Below are 17,001 nucleotides of genomic sequence, written 5' to 3' on the forward strand. Positions count from 1 at the left end.
CTAACTTTCCCCCTTGTAATTTTTCAAGATATGATGGGTAAAATCCTCATGTATCCCAAGTAGCATGGTTATATTCAGTGCATCCTTGGGAGCCTCGTATCCCTCACACCTCTCCAGTCTGTAATCCATATATTTTTGAAGGATCCCTATGGAGCCCCTCTTATTTAAGTCGATCTTTCTCTTGAGCTTCTCAAAATCTACATCCCTCAAGCCCACTACCTGATAGTGAACTATGTCCTCGTTGACCACCCCGTCGTAGTGGGTTGCCATAAGGCTTATAGTCCCAAAGTCATTTAAGTACTCTCCCAGACTCTTGGCTATCTTCTGCCCCTCATAGGGGTTGGTCCCCCGGGCAAATTCATCCAGGGCTACAAAGCCCTGACCCCTGTGTAGGAATATCATTATCTCCTTCAACTTCATCATCTCTGCTCCGAAGGTACTGAGACCCTTGCTTATATCCTGCATATCATCTGAGATGAAGTCTATAAAGTCAAATAACGGCATCGATACACCCTCTCCCATGGGATAGAACCCCATCTGAAAGAGGAAGACATTTAGTGTAATCGTCTTGAGCGCCACAGTTTTTCCACCCATGTTGGCCCCTGTAATTACAGTGGTCCCCTTGGACAGCTCTACATCTATAGGAGTATACTCCTGCCCCTGCCCCTCTACCATCTCCTTTATCTGGAGATTTATGAGGTTCTTGGCTGAAATCTTACTTTCACTATTGATTTTGGGAGATACCAGGTTAAAGTGGTTACAGAACCTTCCCTTGGCTAGGAGTAGATCCAGCCTTCCCAGGGCTGCTATATTTTCCAGCATCCCCTCCATGAGAGGTTCTAACTTCTTAGAGAGATCTTTTCTTATAACAAGCTCCTCTGCTCCCTCTTCTACAACCACTTCCAGCCTCTGCTCCCTGAGTTCCTCTACAGAATCAAGGTCACCGGCCATAATCCTCTTCTCCAATTCCCTTTTTTTATCCCTTATTTCCCTTAACCTCTCCGAGTAGGAGCTGTAGATGTGATAGGTTGGTAGTCCATCCCTGTTTGGATCCAGAAGGGCTGTTATCTCCTCCTGAGAGGTAAACTTCACTCCCTCTATCTCAAAGTCTGAAAGGAGACCCCTCATCTCCTCTATTACCATACTCTGAACCTTGAGCTCATAGAGCTCCACCTCATCCAGTACCTTCCCCTTTTCACAGGAGATACAGGTATTTTCCACATCCTTTACCCTCATCAGGAGCATCTCCACCTTGGTGTAGAGCGTCCTGTCATCCACTATCTTCCTTACCCTCTCTATCCTCCTATGTTCAAGGGCCAGAAGATCCTCCTGTCCCTTTAGATAGGGTTTTAGATTCTGAAGCTTTCTTCTTCCATAGGGAGACTGTATCTGGAGCTTCTCTACTATGTATTCATATCCAATTTTTTTTCGCTGCTCCTTGTCCAGATATCTCATCTTCTCCCCCCTACTACATCTATTACCGGCAGATCTACAGCACCTTTCAGCCTGCTGTGAAACTCCTCTGAATCAAACTTATATCCAAAGGGGGATACTGGGTTGCAGGTGAGTCCGACCAAATTTATATTCTGACACACCTTAAACTTTATCCCGCACAGGTTGGCCTTTCTCCTGAGAGCAGGATCTATAAATAACTTTATCCCGTCCTCAGCTACTATATTGAGCTTCTCAAATTTATGTCTGTTCTTTATAAGTCTCTCTATCAGTGCAGGCACCACAGCTCCCCTTATAAAGATATAGTCAAATCCTTCCTCCAGCTCATCTACAATAAGCTTATCTGCCTCTAGTACACTCTCTAACTCTACCTTCTTCACCCCACCTGTTTCTCCTATGAATACTATCCTCTCCCCAGAGGAGTTCTTCCTGTAGAGGTCCAGTATCTTCTCTGGAGCCTTCTCAAGTTTTAACAGGTCTATTCTATGAAGAGTTTTTCCAACAACTTCTCCCATACCTGGAGCAAGGGAGGCCCCCGTAGAGAGGATAACTGCGCTATCCCCCCTGAAGGTCCCCATCCTTCCCAGTGCTCCGTCTATAACCACCAGCTCAGGTCCATACTCCAGCATCCTCTTTCTTACATAGGATATCTGGGTGGAGATAGAGGGTCCTGCCAGATCCACATACCCATCGGTTAGGGCTCTGGCTATGATCACCTCTCCCATGGGGGTGGTTATATTGGTAGTTTCCAAGATCTCTCTTGTTATATCACTGCCAAAGAGGGCTTCCTTGGCCGTAGCCAGGATAGTTCCCCTCTCTACATATATCTTTGGCTTGTGTGTGTAGGTTACCCTGTCTGTATCCTCGCCGTCCCTCCCTATGGAGGTGAGGGCTACCTGCTTTCTTCCCCGGCACTCCTCTAATATGGCATTGAGTACAGTGGTCTTCCCTACATTCTTCTCCATTCCAATAATAGAGACTGTGTCATGTCCCTCAAAGAGATTAAGCAGTTTCATTTCCCTCTGAAAACTCATGCTTTGCAAGGGTATTTGATCTCTCATGTCTAGCAAGGTTCTTAGGCTCTAGTGCCATCTCCTTACCGCTGAGAAGTTTTGACACACCGTCATTTGAATGTCCTTCCTTACAGTGCTCACACTGACACTCATCCTTGTAGGAAGCTGGCTCACTGTAAGTAGTTATTACTCCCTCAAAGTTTCTAAGAACTACTTTGTTAGGGCTCTGAGATACAACATACTGAGGCATTACAGGAGTCTTTCCTCCTCCACCTGGAGCATCCACTACAAATGTAGGTACAGCGTAACCAGATGTGTGTCCTCTTAGTCCCTCTATGATCTCGATTCCCTTAGATACTGGTGTTCTGAAGTGCTCTAGTCCCACTGAAAGGTCACACTGATAGATGTAGTAAGGTCTTACTCTCATCATTACCAGCTCATGTACTAGGTCCTTCATTACGTGTACACAGTCATTTACCCCTCTTAGTAGTACCGACTGGTTTCCTAGTGGGATTCCAGCATTTGCCATTAGGTTACATGCTTCCTTGGATGCACTTGTGATCTCATCCTTGTGGTTGAAGTGTGTGTTGATCCATACTGGGTGGTATTTCTTCAGCATGTTAACTAGCTCTGGAGTGATTCTCTGAGGCATTACCACAGGAACTCTACTTCCTATTCTTACTACCTCTACATGAGGAATCTCTCTAAGTCTCTTTATGATATACTCAAGCTTCTCATCTGAAATAAGAAGAGCATCCCCACCAGATAGAAGTACATCTCTGATTACAGGTGTAGCTGCGATATAGTCGATAGCTCTGTCGATATTTTTCATGTCGATTGCTGCGTCTGTCTGTCCTGCAAATCTTCTTCTAGTACAGTGTCTGCAGTACATAGAGCACTGGTCAGTTACTAGTAGAAGTACTCTGTCTGGATATCTGTGAGTAAGTCCTGGTACAGGTGAATCCTCATCCTCGTGTAGAGGATCTAGCAGGTCGCACTCTGATTTATGAAGCTCTGCTGCTGTAGGTATAGCCTGCTTTCTTACTGGACAGTTTGGGTTTGCTGGATCGATCAGTGAAAGGTAGTATGGAGTAATTCCCATTCTAAGAGTAGAGATAGTAGTCTTTACTCCCTCCTCCTCCTCAGCTGAAAGGTTTACATACTTCTTAAGATCCTCTAGTGTCTCTATTCTGTTTCTTACCTGCCACTTCCAGTCATTCCACTGCTCATCGCTTACATTTGGAAACATCGCTTTTTTTCTATCTTCATAGTTTAAATTCATCTATCTATATCCCCCTTAAATTTATGCTACTAATATAGTCTCTATCTGTTTCTTTTAAGCCCCTTGATCCCCTTTGATCCAGCTGAAGCGTTTCCCCCCTGCCTCAGCTGGACAGTATTAATTAAACATATAGCTTTTCAAATAACTCTCTTATAACCTCTGAATCTCTTATGATTCCAAGAGTCAGATCAGCGTGGTTTTTCGCATATCCGTTACCGACGATCATCTGAACGTCCTTACCTACTCCCTCAGCTCCTAGAGCAGCCTTAGTGAATGATGTAGCCATTGAGAAGAAGTAAACTATTCCGTCATCCTTTGTAATAAGGATAGAAGACATCTCAGTGTTAGGCACGTTTACGTTGTTGATTACAACATCGCATACGTCCTCTCCAGTGATCTCCTTTACCTTCTCATAGATCTCCACTGGCTTAGTAGCGTCTGCTACGATTACGTGGTGAGCCAGGTTCATATCCAGGATTCTCTTTGCGTTCTCCTCGCTGTACTCGATTACGATAACCTTTCCATCTGGACCTGCATTTACCATTGCCTGGTATGCACAAAGGATTCCCGACTTACCTCCTCCACCGATAATACATACAGTGTCTCCCTTCTTTACAAGTCTTTCAACCTGTGCAGGAGCTCCAGCTACATCCAGCGCTGCAAGAGCAAGCTTCTCAGGGATGTCTGCAGGAAGTACCGAGTAGATTCCGCTCTCAAATAGTACTGCCTGACCATCTATATCTACCTGGTCATTTGACAGGTTGATGTTCTTGATCTTTTCTATCTTTAGTGGTGTTAATGAAAGAGATACTAGAGTAGCCAGCTTATCTCCAACCTTTAGAGTCTTGTCTGGGAAGTTAGGACCTATCTCCTTAACCTCTCCGATTAGCATTCCACCAGATCCAGTTACTGGGTTCTGCATCTTTCCTCTCTCAGATACGATACCAGTGATCATCTCTTCCATCTTAGCAACGTCTGAGTTACAAGCAGATTTTACCTGAGTGAAGCTCGCTGAATCGATATTTAAAGTCATTACGTCAAGTAACAGCTCATTGTCTGCAATAGTCATAGTGTTGTCTATCTTCTGTGCCGCCTGAGGCATTGTTCCCTTAGGCTCCATTACTCTGTGTGTTCCAAATGGACATGCTTTTATCATTGTTGTTACCCCCTCTATATTTGTAAAAGTTATTTTTTAATTTGTTCTTATCTAGATTTGCTGTCTATAATCCAAGTATCTCTCTTGCCTCTGCTGGTGTTGCTACCTCTCTTCCCAGCTCCTTGGCTATTCTCACTACCTTTTCCACTAGTTCTCCATTTGACTTAGCCAGAACTCCTCTTTCCAGGTAGATGTTATCCTCAAATCCTACCCTTACGTGACCTCCGTCTATTATTGCTGCTGTAGCCAGAGGAAACTCGTGTCTTCCTATTCCAGCTACTGAGTAGGTTGCATCTGATGGAAGGCTGTTTCTCATGAATAGGAAGTCTCTGAGAGATCCCCCGATACCACCGTTAACTCCCATAACAAAGCTGAAGTGAGCAGGTTTCTTTATAAATCCCTTCTTCTTTAATCTTACAGCCATGTCGATCATACTCTTGTCAAAGCACTCAAGCTCAGGTTTTACATTTTTTTCCATCATCATGCTGCCAAACTGCTTTATCATATCCTCGGTATTGACAAATATTTCACTTCCACCGAAATTTAAAGTACCACAGTCAAGAGTTGCCATCTCTGGAGCAAGTTCCACTGGCTGAGCTCTCTCCTCTGCTGTCATCCAAGCTGCTCCCCCTGTGGAAGGCTGAACAATTACATCTGGACACTCTGCCTTTATTGCATCTATACAAACCTTGAATCTGTCCTTACACTGAGTAGGAGTACCGTCATCCTCTCTTACATGAAGGTGGATGATACTAGCTCCCGCTTCATAGGCTGACTTTGCTTCCCTTACAATCTCCTCTACAGTGTATGGAATTGCAGGGTTGTGCTCCTTAGTTACCTCTGCTCCGCATATTGCAGCAGTTATAATGAGTTTTTCCAAGATAATCCCCCCTCTTAAAAATTAACCTAATCTCTGCTTGTCTTTAGGTGTTACGCAGGTACCGCTTGCCTTACACACGATGATCGGCTCCTCAAGTACCTCTGCAGCTGAATCACTTATATCTGGTCTTGGAATTATCACCTTTCTAGCTTCAAAGACCATCTTTCTTGAAGTGTTTCCCACCTTTACGATCTCCCCAGTAGCCTCTATGTAATCTCCCGCATATACTGGAGCCATAAACTCTACGCTGTCATAGGCCTTGAATAATCCCTCGTCTCCGTCGTTTCTGATAAGAAGCTCTGTAGCCACATCTCCAAACAGCTGAAGCATCTTAGCTCCATCCACCAGATTTCCCCCATAGTGTGCATCGTGGCAGCTCATTCTCATTCTTATTAAAGCTTTGTTTTCCATCTATCCATCCTCCTATACCTTATAAATTTCCATTAAAAAAAGGCGCCCTTATGTATCGACCTAACCGCAACTGTCCGAGCTTCAAGTGGAAAATAGCTCTTCACGGGATATCCCGTGACAGTTGCCACAGCTTTACTGTGACCCCCAAGGAGCGCCCATCTGGACCGAGCCACTCCTTTCGGCAGTTAAGTCTTTCATCTGAGTCATTGGGAGTCCCTTCCCTTGACATCCTCAGATTACCTCCATAAATGCACCTCTATTTTTTCAGTTTTCATCAACTTTATTCCTTACATTATGTATATATACCGTATGTTTTTTTCGCTGTCAATAGATTTGTCTTAAAATATTTAAAAATTACATCTTACAAAAATGATCAGGTATTATAACTTTGGATCCTGTAGATGCTACTATATCGTCAATGGATGAGTACTCGCTCACTTCTTTTAGCACCAATCCCTCAGTGGTCACTTCCAGTACTCCCTTTTCAGTAATGATGAGATTTACCTCTCCAGCTGCTGTGAGAGGAAGGTTACACTCCTCCAGTATCTTATGGTTTCCCTTCGCTGTGTGTTCCATGGCAACAATCACCTTTTTTGCTCCAACAACAAGGTCCATTGCTCCACCCATTCCAGGTACCTTCTTTCCAGGAATCATCCAGTTTGCCAGGTTCCCCTTACAGTCTACCTGAAGAGCTCCAAGAACTGTGGCATCCACGTGTCCTCCCCTTATAATGGAAAAGGACATGGAGCTGTCAAAGTAGGAAGCTCCAGGAAGAGCTGTAATATGCTGTCCCCCTGCATTGGTAAGGTACTTATCCATGGTTTCCTCATCGGCAAGGGACCCCATTCCAAGCATTCCATTTTCCGACTGGAAGGTTATATCCATCTCCTGGGGCACATAGTTAGCCACCATGGTAGGAAGACCTATCCCCAGGTTTACAACGTCTCCGTCTCTCAGTTCCTGGGCAACTCTCTTAGCTATAACTTCTCTTATCAGTTTCTTATCCATCTCAGTATCCCTCCAATTACTCTTTTACAATGTAGTCTACAAAAATTTTAGGTGTAACAACCTCTTCAGGGTTTAGTTCTCCTATCTCTACTATCTCCTCAGCTCCCACTATTACAATATCTGCAGCAGTTGCCATTAGAGGGTTGAAGTTTCTTGAGGTACTCTTATATGATGTGTTTCCATGGGTATCCACTACATAACCTCCGATTAGAGCTACATCTGCCCCAAGGGGTTTTTCAAGAAGGTACTCCCTGTCATCTATAGTGAGAGATTCCTTTCCCTCAGCTACCACAGTTCCTATTCCAGTTGGGGTAAGGACTCCTCCGAGCCCTGCTCCCTTGGCTCTTATTCTCTCAGCAAGGGTTCCCTGAGGTACCAGTTCCACATCCAGCTCTCCGCTGTTCATCTGGTTTCCAGTCTCTGGGTTGGTTCCAATGTGGGATGTTATTACCTTCTTCACCTGCTTATTGGCTACCAGCCTTCCCACTCCCTTATCTATAAAACTTGTGTCGTTGGCAATTATGGTTAGGTCCTTAACTCCCTTTTCCACTATGGCGTCTATGAGCTTCTCTGGAGTTCCAACTCCCAGGAATCCTCCTACCATTATGCTGCAGCCATCTTTAATATGCTCCACCGCTTCCATTGCAGTTATTATTTTTTTCATATTTCTACTCCTTTTCCCTAAAAAGTTCTCATTCGACGTACTACATGTAATTTATTAATCTTTTTTTTTCAGAAAGTCAACACTAATCTTTTTTCCTTCCCTAGGGGAAGCTTATCGATTTCCCCACCTCTATAGGCTCCTACACCTCCCATCTGAACTACCAATTCCCCCCTCTCTCCACTAGCTGGATCCTAGGAAAAACCTGCCCTTTCACAACTGCTTCCTCCCTTTATCTTCATCCCTTCCCTGGGTTTTCCTTTCTTAAAACTTCAGGGGTTTTAAAGGGATAATTTTGAGGAAGGAATTATAGGATTCCAAGAGTGATCGCCCTTAAATAAAATTAATCCTCTCCTCCTTCAAAATTAAATTTTTAACTCCACCCTTCCCCTCAAAACTCCATCATCATTTTTGATTTTTGCGACCTTTTTTGTTACAAAAAGTATTTTTTACGTAAAACAGGGTTCCTTAAAGATCGCAAGTATCCCTTTTAAAATAAGGCACAAAGAAAAACTATTAATTATATAAATACTATGATAGAATATATATATACTTGATTTATGTAACTTTATGTAGTTTCCTGTAACATGAACCCTATACTTATTACATATAGAGAGTTTATAACAAATTAAAATAAGGGGTGTGATATTATGATTATTGAATTAAATTTACTACAGACACTGGCTCTGGCTGTTGTTCTGCTTATCGTTGGGAGAGTTTTAAAACAGAAAGTTAATATTCTTGAAAAGTTTTGTATTCCTGCTCCGGTAATTGGTGGTGTACTTTTTGCCTTCCTTACTCTGGCTGGATACGTTAGTGGGGCTTTCGAGCTAAATATGGATTTTGGACTTAAAACAGTCCTTATGGTGGCGTTCTTTACAACTGTAGGATTTACAGCTAGTTTAAAGCTACTTAAGAAGGGTGGAATGCAGGTTGGAATCTTCCTTTTACTGGCTCTTATCCTTGTTGTACTTCAAAATGTTGTGGGAGTATCCCTTGCTAAGGTGTTTGGACTTAACCCGCTGATCGGTCTTGCTACAGGTTCTACACCTATGACTGGAGGACACGGTACATCTGGTGCATTCGCTCCTCTATTTGAGCAGGCTGGAGCTACTGGAGCTACAACTGTAGCTATGGCTGCTGCTACATTCGGTCTTATCTTTGGTTCTATGATCGGAGGACCTATCGGACAGACTCTTATCAAGAAAAACGGACTTATGGAAACCCTTGACGGTATCAGAGAGGTTGAGATGGAGGAAACTCAGGATATCCACGAGGTAAAGACTCTGGATGAGGACAGACTTACTTGGGCTGCATTCCAGATCATCATTGCAATGGGGGCAGGAACTCTTATTTCTAAGCTTCTTACCCTTACAGGTATGACATTCCCAGTATATATCGGAGCGATGTTTGCCGCTGCAATTATGAGAAACCTTGCTGATGCAAAGTTATTCGACTTAAAATCAAGAGAGATTGCTATCTTCGGAGATATCTCCCTTTCACTGTTCCTGTCGTTAGCTCTAATGGGATTAAAGTTATGGCAGCTTGCTAGCCTTGCTGGACCTCTTGTGGTTATGCTTCTGGCTCAGGGACTTCTAATGGGAGCATTTGCATACTTCATTACATTTAACATTATGGGTAAGGACTACGAAGCTGCTGTAATGTCTTGCGGACACTGTGGATTCGGTATGGGAGCTACACCAAATGCCATGGCCAACATGGGTGCTCTTTCTGAGAAATATACCTTTGCACCGAGAGCATTCTTCATCCTTCCCCTAGTAGGAAGCCTCTTCATAGATTTTGCCAACGCAAGTGTAATCACTTTCTTTATGAATATGTTTGGTTAAAACCTTTAAATTAAGGACGATAAGAGATATCTGAAGGAGATATCCATTGGAAGAAGTATCTTAACTACATAGTTTTAGGAGTATATATGAAGAAGAAATTAGATATAGTCATGGGAGACCTGGTGAAGCAGGAGGTAGAGGTTATCGTGAACTCATCGAGCACTACCCTTCTTGAGGGAGGGGCGGTGGATAGTGCCATAAGAGAGGTTTGCGGGCAGGAGATAGAAGAGGAGTGCAGGTCACTCAATGGTTGTCCCATAGGTCAGGTAAAGGTTACCAAAGCCTACAATATGACAGCCAGTCAGATAATTCACACTGCCAGTCCTATCTGGAGGGGAGGCTTCTTTAATGAGGAGAAGCTTCTGGCAGCTTCCTACTGGAACTCCCTGAATACAGCCCTTGAATTAAACGCTACAACAATTGCTTTTCCCTCTATCAGCACGGGAACACGTAACTTTCCCCTGGAAAAAGCTTCCCACATAGCTGTGGAGACCATCTATAACTTCCTCAGGGAGTATGGAGACAGGATGGAGATGGTTTACCTGGTATGCTACGACTCCCTCACCTATGAGAGTTATAAGAAGGCCTACCTGCTATACCTCAATAAAAGTGCTTAAAAATTCAAGGCGGTAAAAAACTCAAAAAGGTAACCCCCTCCAGCTGGAGGGGGTTTCTTGGTGTATCTAAATATTTTTCCTATCTTAAGCACTATATTACAGGGACCCACACATCATACTCAGACTCCTCCGAACCCTCCTTAAACCTTGAATCGTAGTATTCAAAGCACTCATTTCTGCTGGGGGTAAGACCGTCCTCCCTGAGCCACCTGAAGTAGATATCATCGTAAAACCTCCTCACCCTCTGGGGGTTCAGTTCTCCCCTGTAGGTGTAGATGGCATACCTCCCCCCTGGAATAATCTCCCTTATAAATCCGTGGGGGATCTCCCTATAATCATCTATCCTCATGGAGATAAGATAATCAAAGGTAGTTCGTCCATCCCTCTCCATATAATTTTTAGAGTATCCAAAGTACTCCCTTCCCCAATCTAAATTCCCCGTTTTACTGAGAACCTCAAAATACTCCTTCCAGGCTCCTGGAAAATCTACCTCTCCCTTCTGGGAGTCTGCCTCTACCAGCTTCCCTGCAACCCTTATCTCCTCTATACTTACTATCCTTGCTTTCATACAACACCTCCTGAACCTCTTATACAGGATATCCCCAGCCATTCCTTGAATTTATCCACCTTTCCTCTGAGAATAAAAGGAATTTTACCCTTCCCCTTAAATATATCTATAGACAACTGCCTCGGTGTATCAGTGAATAACCGAAGCAGCTCTGGAGGCTCCTTCTCCATCTCAATCTCTCTCAGATCAGGCGGTGATATCCCTATGGTAAATATTATAGTTTCAAGTTCAATTATATTCCTTAGCATAGCCATCGTCCTGGTAGGAGGTATCGGGGCCCTCTGTCAAAACCTGTGGCTGGGATATTTGGGAACTGACAAGTATAAGGAACAGCCTATCAAGAAGAAGGGGGTAGTTCCCTCGGTGATGTTCTTCTTTCCCCTGCCCTTTACCACCTACACCTATGTTTTCTTCAGGGCCCTTACCAGTAAAAACCCTAAGCTAAATATAAGGAAGATTGGAGCTCTGAGAAAAAGGATCTTCAAGCTTCACCTGAAGAAGAGGTAGGCTTTACTTTTACAGGTCCTTTCAACAACAAATTAATTCAGCTCTGAAAATAATTCTTCAAACTTTTATTATATTTTTTAATCGTGGACCTACAAATATTACCAAAATTTAATCGGTATTTATTTACAAAATTTCAGGGAATGTAGCTTAAAAAACATGCTCATTCCCTATGTTTTTTTAGATATAGATCTTCTTCCCTCTTTATATCGATCTAGCTTTGAGCTTAATCATAAACTAGGCCGTACAACAAAATAAGTTCCGCACCTCTAAACCACAAAGATTACACCAAAAGGGAGGACTGTAGCTTAAAAAGGCCGTAGATTAACAACTCTACTCATAAGAAATTATAAAGAGGGGCACATTTTCTTTGGTTCGTTTCTTTTGGGTGACAAAAGAAATGAACAAGTAAGATATATTATAGTAGTATGGTTTCTAAAATTTTTCAAAACCTAGCCCCTCCCTAAGAATAAAAAATATACTATACCTTCCTCTCACTCACAGAGAGCTTCCTTCTTCCCTCCACTCCCCTTCTCCAGGTAATAAGAAATCCCTTTGTGATAAGAGCTGCAGAGAGAGCTGGGAGAAGCCAGGCAAAACCATAGGAGCTCAGAGGAATATTCTTAAAGATCTCCTCCAATACCCCCACCGGGGCATACCTGTTTATGAGCTCACCTAAGCTCAGAAGAAGGGTTGTCCCTACACACGCCTTATAGATAGGGCTCTCCTCCACCCTGAGGATATTCAATGTTATTAGCACTATGGTAACTGGATATAGCAGGGTGAGGATGGGAACAGCTATCCTTACTATAAATCCCACTCCATTAGCTGCCAGGAGGGCTGAAAAAGAGCAGATGACTATGGCTGTAAGCCTGTAGGAGAGCTTAAACTCCTTGGAAAAGAAGTCCGATGTTATGGCAACCAGGGCTATGGAAGTGGTAAGACAGGCAACTGTTACACAGAGACCCAGAGCAACCTTTCCGAGATCTCCCAGGGTAGCCACAGCAAGGTGCATGGTTAGGGCCGATCTGCTAAGGGCACCTGCGTTTCCGTTTACCATAGATCCCAGATAGAGAAGTCCCCCATATACAAGAGCCATCCCCACTCCTGCCACAAGACCCGATCTCATGATCATGGATCTCTGAACCCTCTTATCCATATACCCGCTCTCTCTGAGACCCTTGATAACTATAGTTCCCAGAAGAACAGAGGTTATGGCATCCATAGTCTGATATCCCCCCAGAAAACCGTAGGAGAAGGTACTCTCCTCTATGAGCTTCTCCCCAGGAACCCCTATCTTAAACACAACTCCCTTTACTATGATAGCTGCCAGGATAGCAAGAATTATAGGGGTAAGGTACTTTCCTATGGTGTCTATGAGTTTATTGGGTCTTATAACCAGAAGGAGTACCAGAGTAAAGTAGAGGCTGGATACTACCAGGGGATTTACCTCACCAAAGTTGGTCACCACTCCCATCTCATAGACTGTGGCCCCCGTTCTGGGTATTCCCAGCATGGGACCTATGGCTATGATCAATAGCATGAAGTAGAGGGTATTAAACCTTCCCGACACCTTCACTGCAAAGTTGTCTGTACCTCCAGCCTGGCTGAAAGCCATAAGACCACACACTGGGAGGGCTATTCCAGTCATAAAGAACCCCATGGCTGCCTTGAGCCACTCCTCCCCGGAGACCATTCCTATCTCTGGGGGAAAGATCAGGTTCCCCGCTCCAAAAAACATAGCAAATATGGCCAAGCCAAAAATAAATACATCCTTATTTTTCATACTTACCTCCAATATATTATTTTAACTGCCTCCTTAAATCCCACCTATCCGCCAAACACCGTTCTTTTTTTTAGTACTAAAATGTTAAATTATCAATTTTAAATATACAGGATCTTTAAGATTTATATACAATCTTAATTTTTTTAAATCAATAATTGATCATTTTTTTTCGTTTTTTTTATTTTTTACTTTTAAAAACACTTATTTTATTGACTTTGAAAATTTACTTTTTTAAACATTGATATTTTTTTATCGTAGATCAAGATATAGAGGCGTTTTCAGAGAAGTATTTTCAGATTTTTTCATAGAGGGAAAAAGTTAAACAACAAAAAGGTAGGATATAACTTCTATTATATGGATAATAAAAAAGGGCTACCCAATCCAGGTAACCCTTTTATCTCTTCTTTTTCTTTAGATAATTCCAGCTTCCTCTTTAACCTCTAGCTTGTTTCCGGAAACCTTATTTACTAGGATAGCTATAGCTCCGTCTCCAGTTACGTTGCAGGCAGTTCCAAGGGAATCCTGTGCCATATAGAGAGCCATCATAAGTCCCAGCATAGCCTCATTGAATCCCAGCATGGAAGCCAGAAGTCCCAGAGCCGCCACAACTGCTCCTCCTGGTACCCCAGGAGCTGCAACCATTGTAACTCCAAGCATCATGATGAAGCCAAACATTCCTGCAAAGGTATAACCCATTCCTGTGAGAAGCATTACCGCCATGGCACAGCTTGTAAGGGTTATTGTACTCCCAGACAGGTGGATTGTAGCACACAGGGGCACTGAAAACTCAGCAATCCCAGGCTTTACACCATTCTTCAGTGTCTGGTTAAGAGTCACCGGAATAGTTGCTGCCGAGGACTGGGTACCGATAGCTGTCAGGTATGCCGGCACCATATTTTTAATAAGCCTTATAGGGCTTGTTCCCGTTAACGCTCCCGCTATAAAGTACTGAAGGGTAAGCATTGTAAAGTGAAGAAGAAGGATCACGATAAACACCTTGAAGAAGGTACTCATAACCATCTCAGCCTCTCCAGAGTAAGCCATTCCTGCAAAGATTCCTGCAATGTGGAAGGGCAGAAGCGGGATAACGATCCCCTTTACAACTTTTTCAATGATAGCCAGAAACTCATTCATTACATTTTTAAGGGCATTCCCCTCTATACTTGCCATTCCAAGACCGATAGTAAAAGCAATAAGGAGTGCCGTCATAACCCCCATCACCGGCGGCATATCGATGGTAAAGAGGGCCGATGCCGTTCTTCCCCCTCCCTCGCTGAGATCCAGAGCTCCCTCTGTGATAAGCTTAGGCAGCACCGCTGAGTTAACCACAAAGGCCAGTGTCCCTGCAAATACCGTTGACAGGTAAGCTATCCCTGCAGTTATTCCCAGAAGCTTTCCAGCTCCCTTTCCCAGATCCCCGATTCCAGGAGCGACAAAACCAATTATAAGCAGGGGTATAACAAACCCCAGGAAGTTTCCAAAAATTCCGCTGAATGTTGCCAGCAGCCTCACCGGTAGTTCCATACCAGTCTTTCCAATTAATACACCTATGATTATCGCCAGGATAAGCTTAGGCAGTAAACCCATCTTCTTCATCTAAACATCCCCCTCTTTCAACTGTGAAATTTTAATACACCGAGTATATCCTATTTTTCTTTAGTTTTCTATACCGTTTCAGAACTTTAAGTTTTGTTTTAGTATAGCTCCAGGGTTTTAGTAGGAAGGAGAAGATCTAAATAAAATACTTTAAGCTGATTTTAAGCTGATCATCTATAAAGTACCCTTACCTGTGATTTCCATGGAAAAAACTCCTAAATAAGGACCGTATAAACCCTACTAAGGGTTTATATGGTCCTTTTATTAAAATATTCGAACGATCGGTTTTTAATTTATTATTTTAAAGGTATACAACAGGCTTCTTAAACCGATTCTAAGAAAATAAGGGTGATAATACAAGGGGTGGCCCTCTATAAGGGCTCAGAATCCAAATGGAGAGGCATCCTCAGACCCTCTGGAAAAATAAATTCAGTAACAGGCCACGGAGCCATCGGTACGGGACTCCGTCCCCCCGTAGTAGACACCGTCCCTCTGGATGATTATCTGTCCCCTACCAAAGGATCCCCTTGCAGGGGATATTCCCACCTCATGCCCCCTGGCCTCCAGGGCATCCACCAGGTGGATAGGAAAGTGGCTCTCCACCTCTACTCTCCTGCCCTCTACCCACCTCCACCTGGGGGCATCCAGGGCCATCTGGGGATTGAGGCCGAAATCTATGAGGTTCATCACCACCTGGACGTGTCCCTGGGGCTGCATATATCCCCCCATGACTCCAAAGGGCCCCACCGCTCTATTATCCCTGAGGATAAAGCCTGGAATTATTGTGTGGTAGGTGCGTTTGCCGGGCTTCAGGGCGTTGGCCGCCTGGGGGTCCAGGGAGAAGTCCGCCCCGCGGTTCTGGAGGGCAATCCCGGTGCCCTCAACAACTATCCCCGACCCGAAGCCCATGTAGTTACTCTGGATAAAGGAGACCATATTCCCCCCGCTGTCCCCTGTACACAGGTACACCGTCCCTCCCCCGGGAGGTTTACCAGGCTCCGGATCACCAGCCCTCTCCCCTATGAGCCCCCTTCTCTTCTCCCCATACTCCTCCTTTAAGAAGTCCCTGCCCCTGTACCTCATCTCTAAAGGATCTGTTATATACTTCTTCCCGTCGGCAAAGGCCAGCTTCATAGCCTCCAGCTGCTTGTGGAGGGTATCCACACTGTCCCTCTCTGAGAGGTCATACCCCCTGAGGATATTCAGGGCCATGAGGGCCACTATCCCCTGGCCGTTGGGGGGGAGCTCGCAGATCTCATACCCCCTGTAGCTGAGCCTTATGGGGTCCACCCACTGAGGCTCAAAGGCTGCATAGTCCTCCCTTCTGATATATCCACCGTACTTTCTGGAGGCCCTGTCTATCTTGTCAGCTATCTCCCCCCTGTAGAAGCTCTCTCCATTGGTCTCCCCAATGCTTTCAAGGGTTCTGGCGTGATCTTCAAGCTTTATTACATCCCCTACCTCAGGGCATCTTCCATCTATGGTAAAGGTATCGAACCACTCCCTGTACTCCTCCCCCTTCAGTATCTCAGAGTACCTTTCATAGGCTTTCTTCCAGTTGTAACCCAGGGTTGGAGAGACGGGATATCCCTCCCTGGCATAGCTTATAGCCGGTTCCAGACACTCCCTTAAGCTAAGCTTCCCAAAGCGCTTATTCAGTGCTGCCCAGGTACCGGGAGCTCCCGATACAGTCACCGGGGTCCACCCAAGCTGGGGCATCTCCTCATGACCAGCTGCTCTTAATTTTTCTATGGAGATCCCCATGGGGGATCTTCCGCTTCCGTTTATCCCGTAGAGCTTCTCATCCTTTTTTATCCATACAATGGCAAAGGCGTCGCTTCCTATACCGTTGGATGTGGGCTCCACCACTGTTAGGCAGGCTGCGGTGGCTATGGCCGCATCTACTGCGTTCCCCCCTTTTTTGAGGATATCCAGGCCGGCACCTGCTGCCAGGGGCTGGGAGGTGAGGACCATTCCGTTTTTGGCTATGGTTGTGTATCTCTTGGATGGAAAGGGCTGGTAGTTGCAGTTAAAGTTCATCATATCTCCTCCTCATCTATGGATTAAACTCTTCCTGTGACCGGGATCTTCCTCCCGGCATAGACAGAAACAGTTAAGTATCATACCTCACCTTTATGCTGATTCAAGGGATTCCCTTTATTAAATTTAGCTTTTACAGTGACCTCTCCCTCATGCACCGCGTCAACCTTAAATTTACAT

The 17,001-nt window shown here is 44.4% G+C and carries 16 protein-coding genes and 1 riboswitch; of the genes, 3 read left to right on the forward strand and 13 right to left on the reverse strand.

Annotated features, from left to right (window positions below; genetic code table 11):
• The 8 genes from kamC to atoD form a co-directional block, all read right to left on the reverse strand.
• On the reverse strand, positions 1-1,455 hold the full coding sequence (gene kamC, locus QMG11_RS04460) for a lysine 5,6-aminomutase reactivase ATPase KamC (protein ID WP_281833789.1): 1,455 nt from the start codon (positions 1,453-1,455) through the stop codon (positions 1-3).
• A complete protein-coding gene (gene kamB / locus QMG11_RS04465) occupies positions 1,452-2,468 on the reverse strand; it encodes a lysine 5,6-aminomutase reactivase subunit KamB (protein WP_281833791.1) in 1,017 nt (338 codons plus the stop codon). The genes kamC and kamB overlap by 4 nt, the downstream gene beginning before the upstream one ends.
• Positions 2,455-3,747, reverse strand: a complete 1,293-nt coding sequence (gene kamA, locus QMG11_RS04470) for a lysine 2,3-aminomutase (protein WP_281833793.1) — start codon at positions 3,745-3,747, stop codon at positions 2,455-2,457. Before kamA ends, kamB begins: the two co-directional genes overlap by 14 nt.
• 121 nt (positions 3,748-3,868) lie before the next feature.
• The gene (gene kdd / locus QMG11_RS04475; protein ID WP_281833794.1) at positions 3,869-4,903 is read right to left on the reverse strand and encodes an L-erythro-3,5-diaminohexanoate dehydrogenase; all 1,035 of its coding nucleotides are present in this window, start codon (positions 4,901-4,903) and stop codon (positions 3,869-3,871) included.
• 64 nt (positions 4,904-4,967) lie between these two features.
• Positions 4,968-5,783, reverse strand: coding sequence for a 3-keto-5-aminohexanoate cleavage enzyme (gene kce / locus QMG11_RS04480; protein WP_281833796.1), 816 nt, complete (start codon positions 5,781-5,783; stop codon positions 4,968-4,970).
• Between the two features lie 21 nt (positions 5,784-5,804).
• A complete protein-coding gene (gene kal / locus QMG11_RS04485) occupies positions 5,805-6,194 on the reverse strand; it encodes a 3-aminobutyryl-CoA ammonia lyase (protein ID WP_281833797.1) in 390 nt (129 codons plus the stop codon).
• 85 nt (positions 6,195-6,279) lie between these two features.
• Positions 6,280-6,461, reverse strand: a riboswitch (Lysine riboswitch).
• 87 nt (positions 6,462-6,548) lie between these two features.
• Positions 6,549-7,202, reverse strand: a complete 654-nt coding sequence (locus QMG11_RS04490; RefSeq protein WP_281833798.1) for a 3-oxoacid CoA-transferase subunit B — start codon at positions 7,200-7,202, stop codon at positions 6,549-6,551.
• A gap of 16 nt (positions 7,203-7,218) precedes the next feature.
• Complete coding sequence (atoD, locus tag QMG11_RS04495) at positions 7,219-7,866, reverse strand: acetate CoA-transferase subunit alpha (protein ID WP_281833800.1); 648 nt, start codon at positions 7,864-7,866, stop codon at positions 7,219-7,221.
• A gap of 644 nt (positions 7,867-8,510) precedes the next feature.
• Here atoD and gltS point away from each other — a divergent pair.
• Together gltS and QMG11_RS04505 are read left to right on the forward strand one after the other, a co-directional pair.
• Positions 8,511-9,710 carry a sodium/glutamate symporter gene (gltS, locus tag QMG11_RS04500; protein WP_281833864.1) on the forward strand — a complete coding sequence of 400 codons (1,200 nt, stop codon included), beginning with the start codon at positions 8,511-8,513 and terminating at the stop codon, positions 9,708-9,710.
• Between the two features lie 86 nt (positions 9,711-9,796).
• A complete protein-coding gene (locus tag QMG11_RS04505) occupies positions 9,797-10,327 on the forward strand; it encodes a macro domain-containing protein (protein ID WP_281833802.1) in 531 nt (176 codons plus the stop codon).
• A gap of 91 nt (positions 10,328-10,418) precedes the next feature.
• Here QMG11_RS04505 and QMG11_RS04510 read toward each other — a convergent pair whose 3' ends face one another.
• Together QMG11_RS04510 and QMG11_RS04515 are read right to left on the reverse strand one after the other, a co-directional pair.
• Positions 10,419-10,895 (reverse strand): GyrI-like domain-containing protein, encoded by a 477-nt coding sequence (locus QMG11_RS04510; protein ID WP_281833804.1) that lies wholly within the window; start codon positions 10,893-10,895, stop codon positions 10,419-10,421.
• Positions 10,892-11,065: a hypothetical protein gene (locus tag QMG11_RS04515; RefSeq protein WP_281833806.1), complete on the reverse strand. Its 174-nt coding sequence runs from the start codon at positions 11,063-11,065 to the stop codon at positions 10,892-10,894. The genes QMG11_RS04510 and QMG11_RS04515 overlap by 4 nt, the downstream gene beginning before the upstream one ends.
• 34 nt (positions 11,066-11,099) lie before the next feature.
• Between QMG11_RS04515 and QMG11_RS04520 the strand changes: the two genes are divergently transcribed.
• On the forward strand, positions 11,100-11,402 hold the full coding sequence (locus QMG11_RS04520) for a hypothetical protein (RefSeq protein WP_281833808.1): 303 nt from the start codon (positions 11,100-11,102) through the stop codon (positions 11,400-11,402).
• 478 nt (positions 11,403-11,880) lie between these two features.
• Here the strand turns inward: QMG11_RS04520 and brnQ are convergent, their stop codons facing one another.
• From brnQ to QMG11_RS04535, 3 genes are all read right to left on the reverse strand, one after another.
• Positions 11,881-13,185: a branched-chain amino acid transport system II carrier protein gene (brnQ, locus tag QMG11_RS04525; RefSeq protein WP_281833809.1), complete on the reverse strand. Its 1,305-nt coding sequence runs from the start codon at positions 13,183-13,185 to the stop codon at positions 11,881-11,883.
• A 411-nt stretch (positions 13,186-13,596) separates the two neighbouring features.
• Positions 13,597-14,781, reverse strand: a complete 1,185-nt coding sequence (locus QMG11_RS04530) for a dicarboxylate/amino acid:cation symporter (protein WP_281833810.1) — start codon at positions 14,779-14,781, stop codon at positions 13,597-13,599.
• A gap of 429 nt (positions 14,782-15,210) precedes the next feature.
• Positions 15,211-16,824 carry a gamma-glutamyltransferase family protein gene (locus QMG11_RS04535; protein WP_281833812.1) on the reverse strand — a complete coding sequence of 538 codons (1,614 nt, stop codon included), beginning with the start codon at positions 16,822-16,824 and terminating at the stop codon, positions 15,211-15,213.
• Positions 16,825-17,001: the final 177 nt, after the last annotated feature.

The organism is Propionigenium maris DSM 9537 (assembly GCF_027925155.1).
Taxonomy (GTDB): Bacteria; Fusobacteriota; Fusobacteriia; order Fusobacteriales; family Fusobacteriaceae; genus Propionigenium; species Propionigenium maris.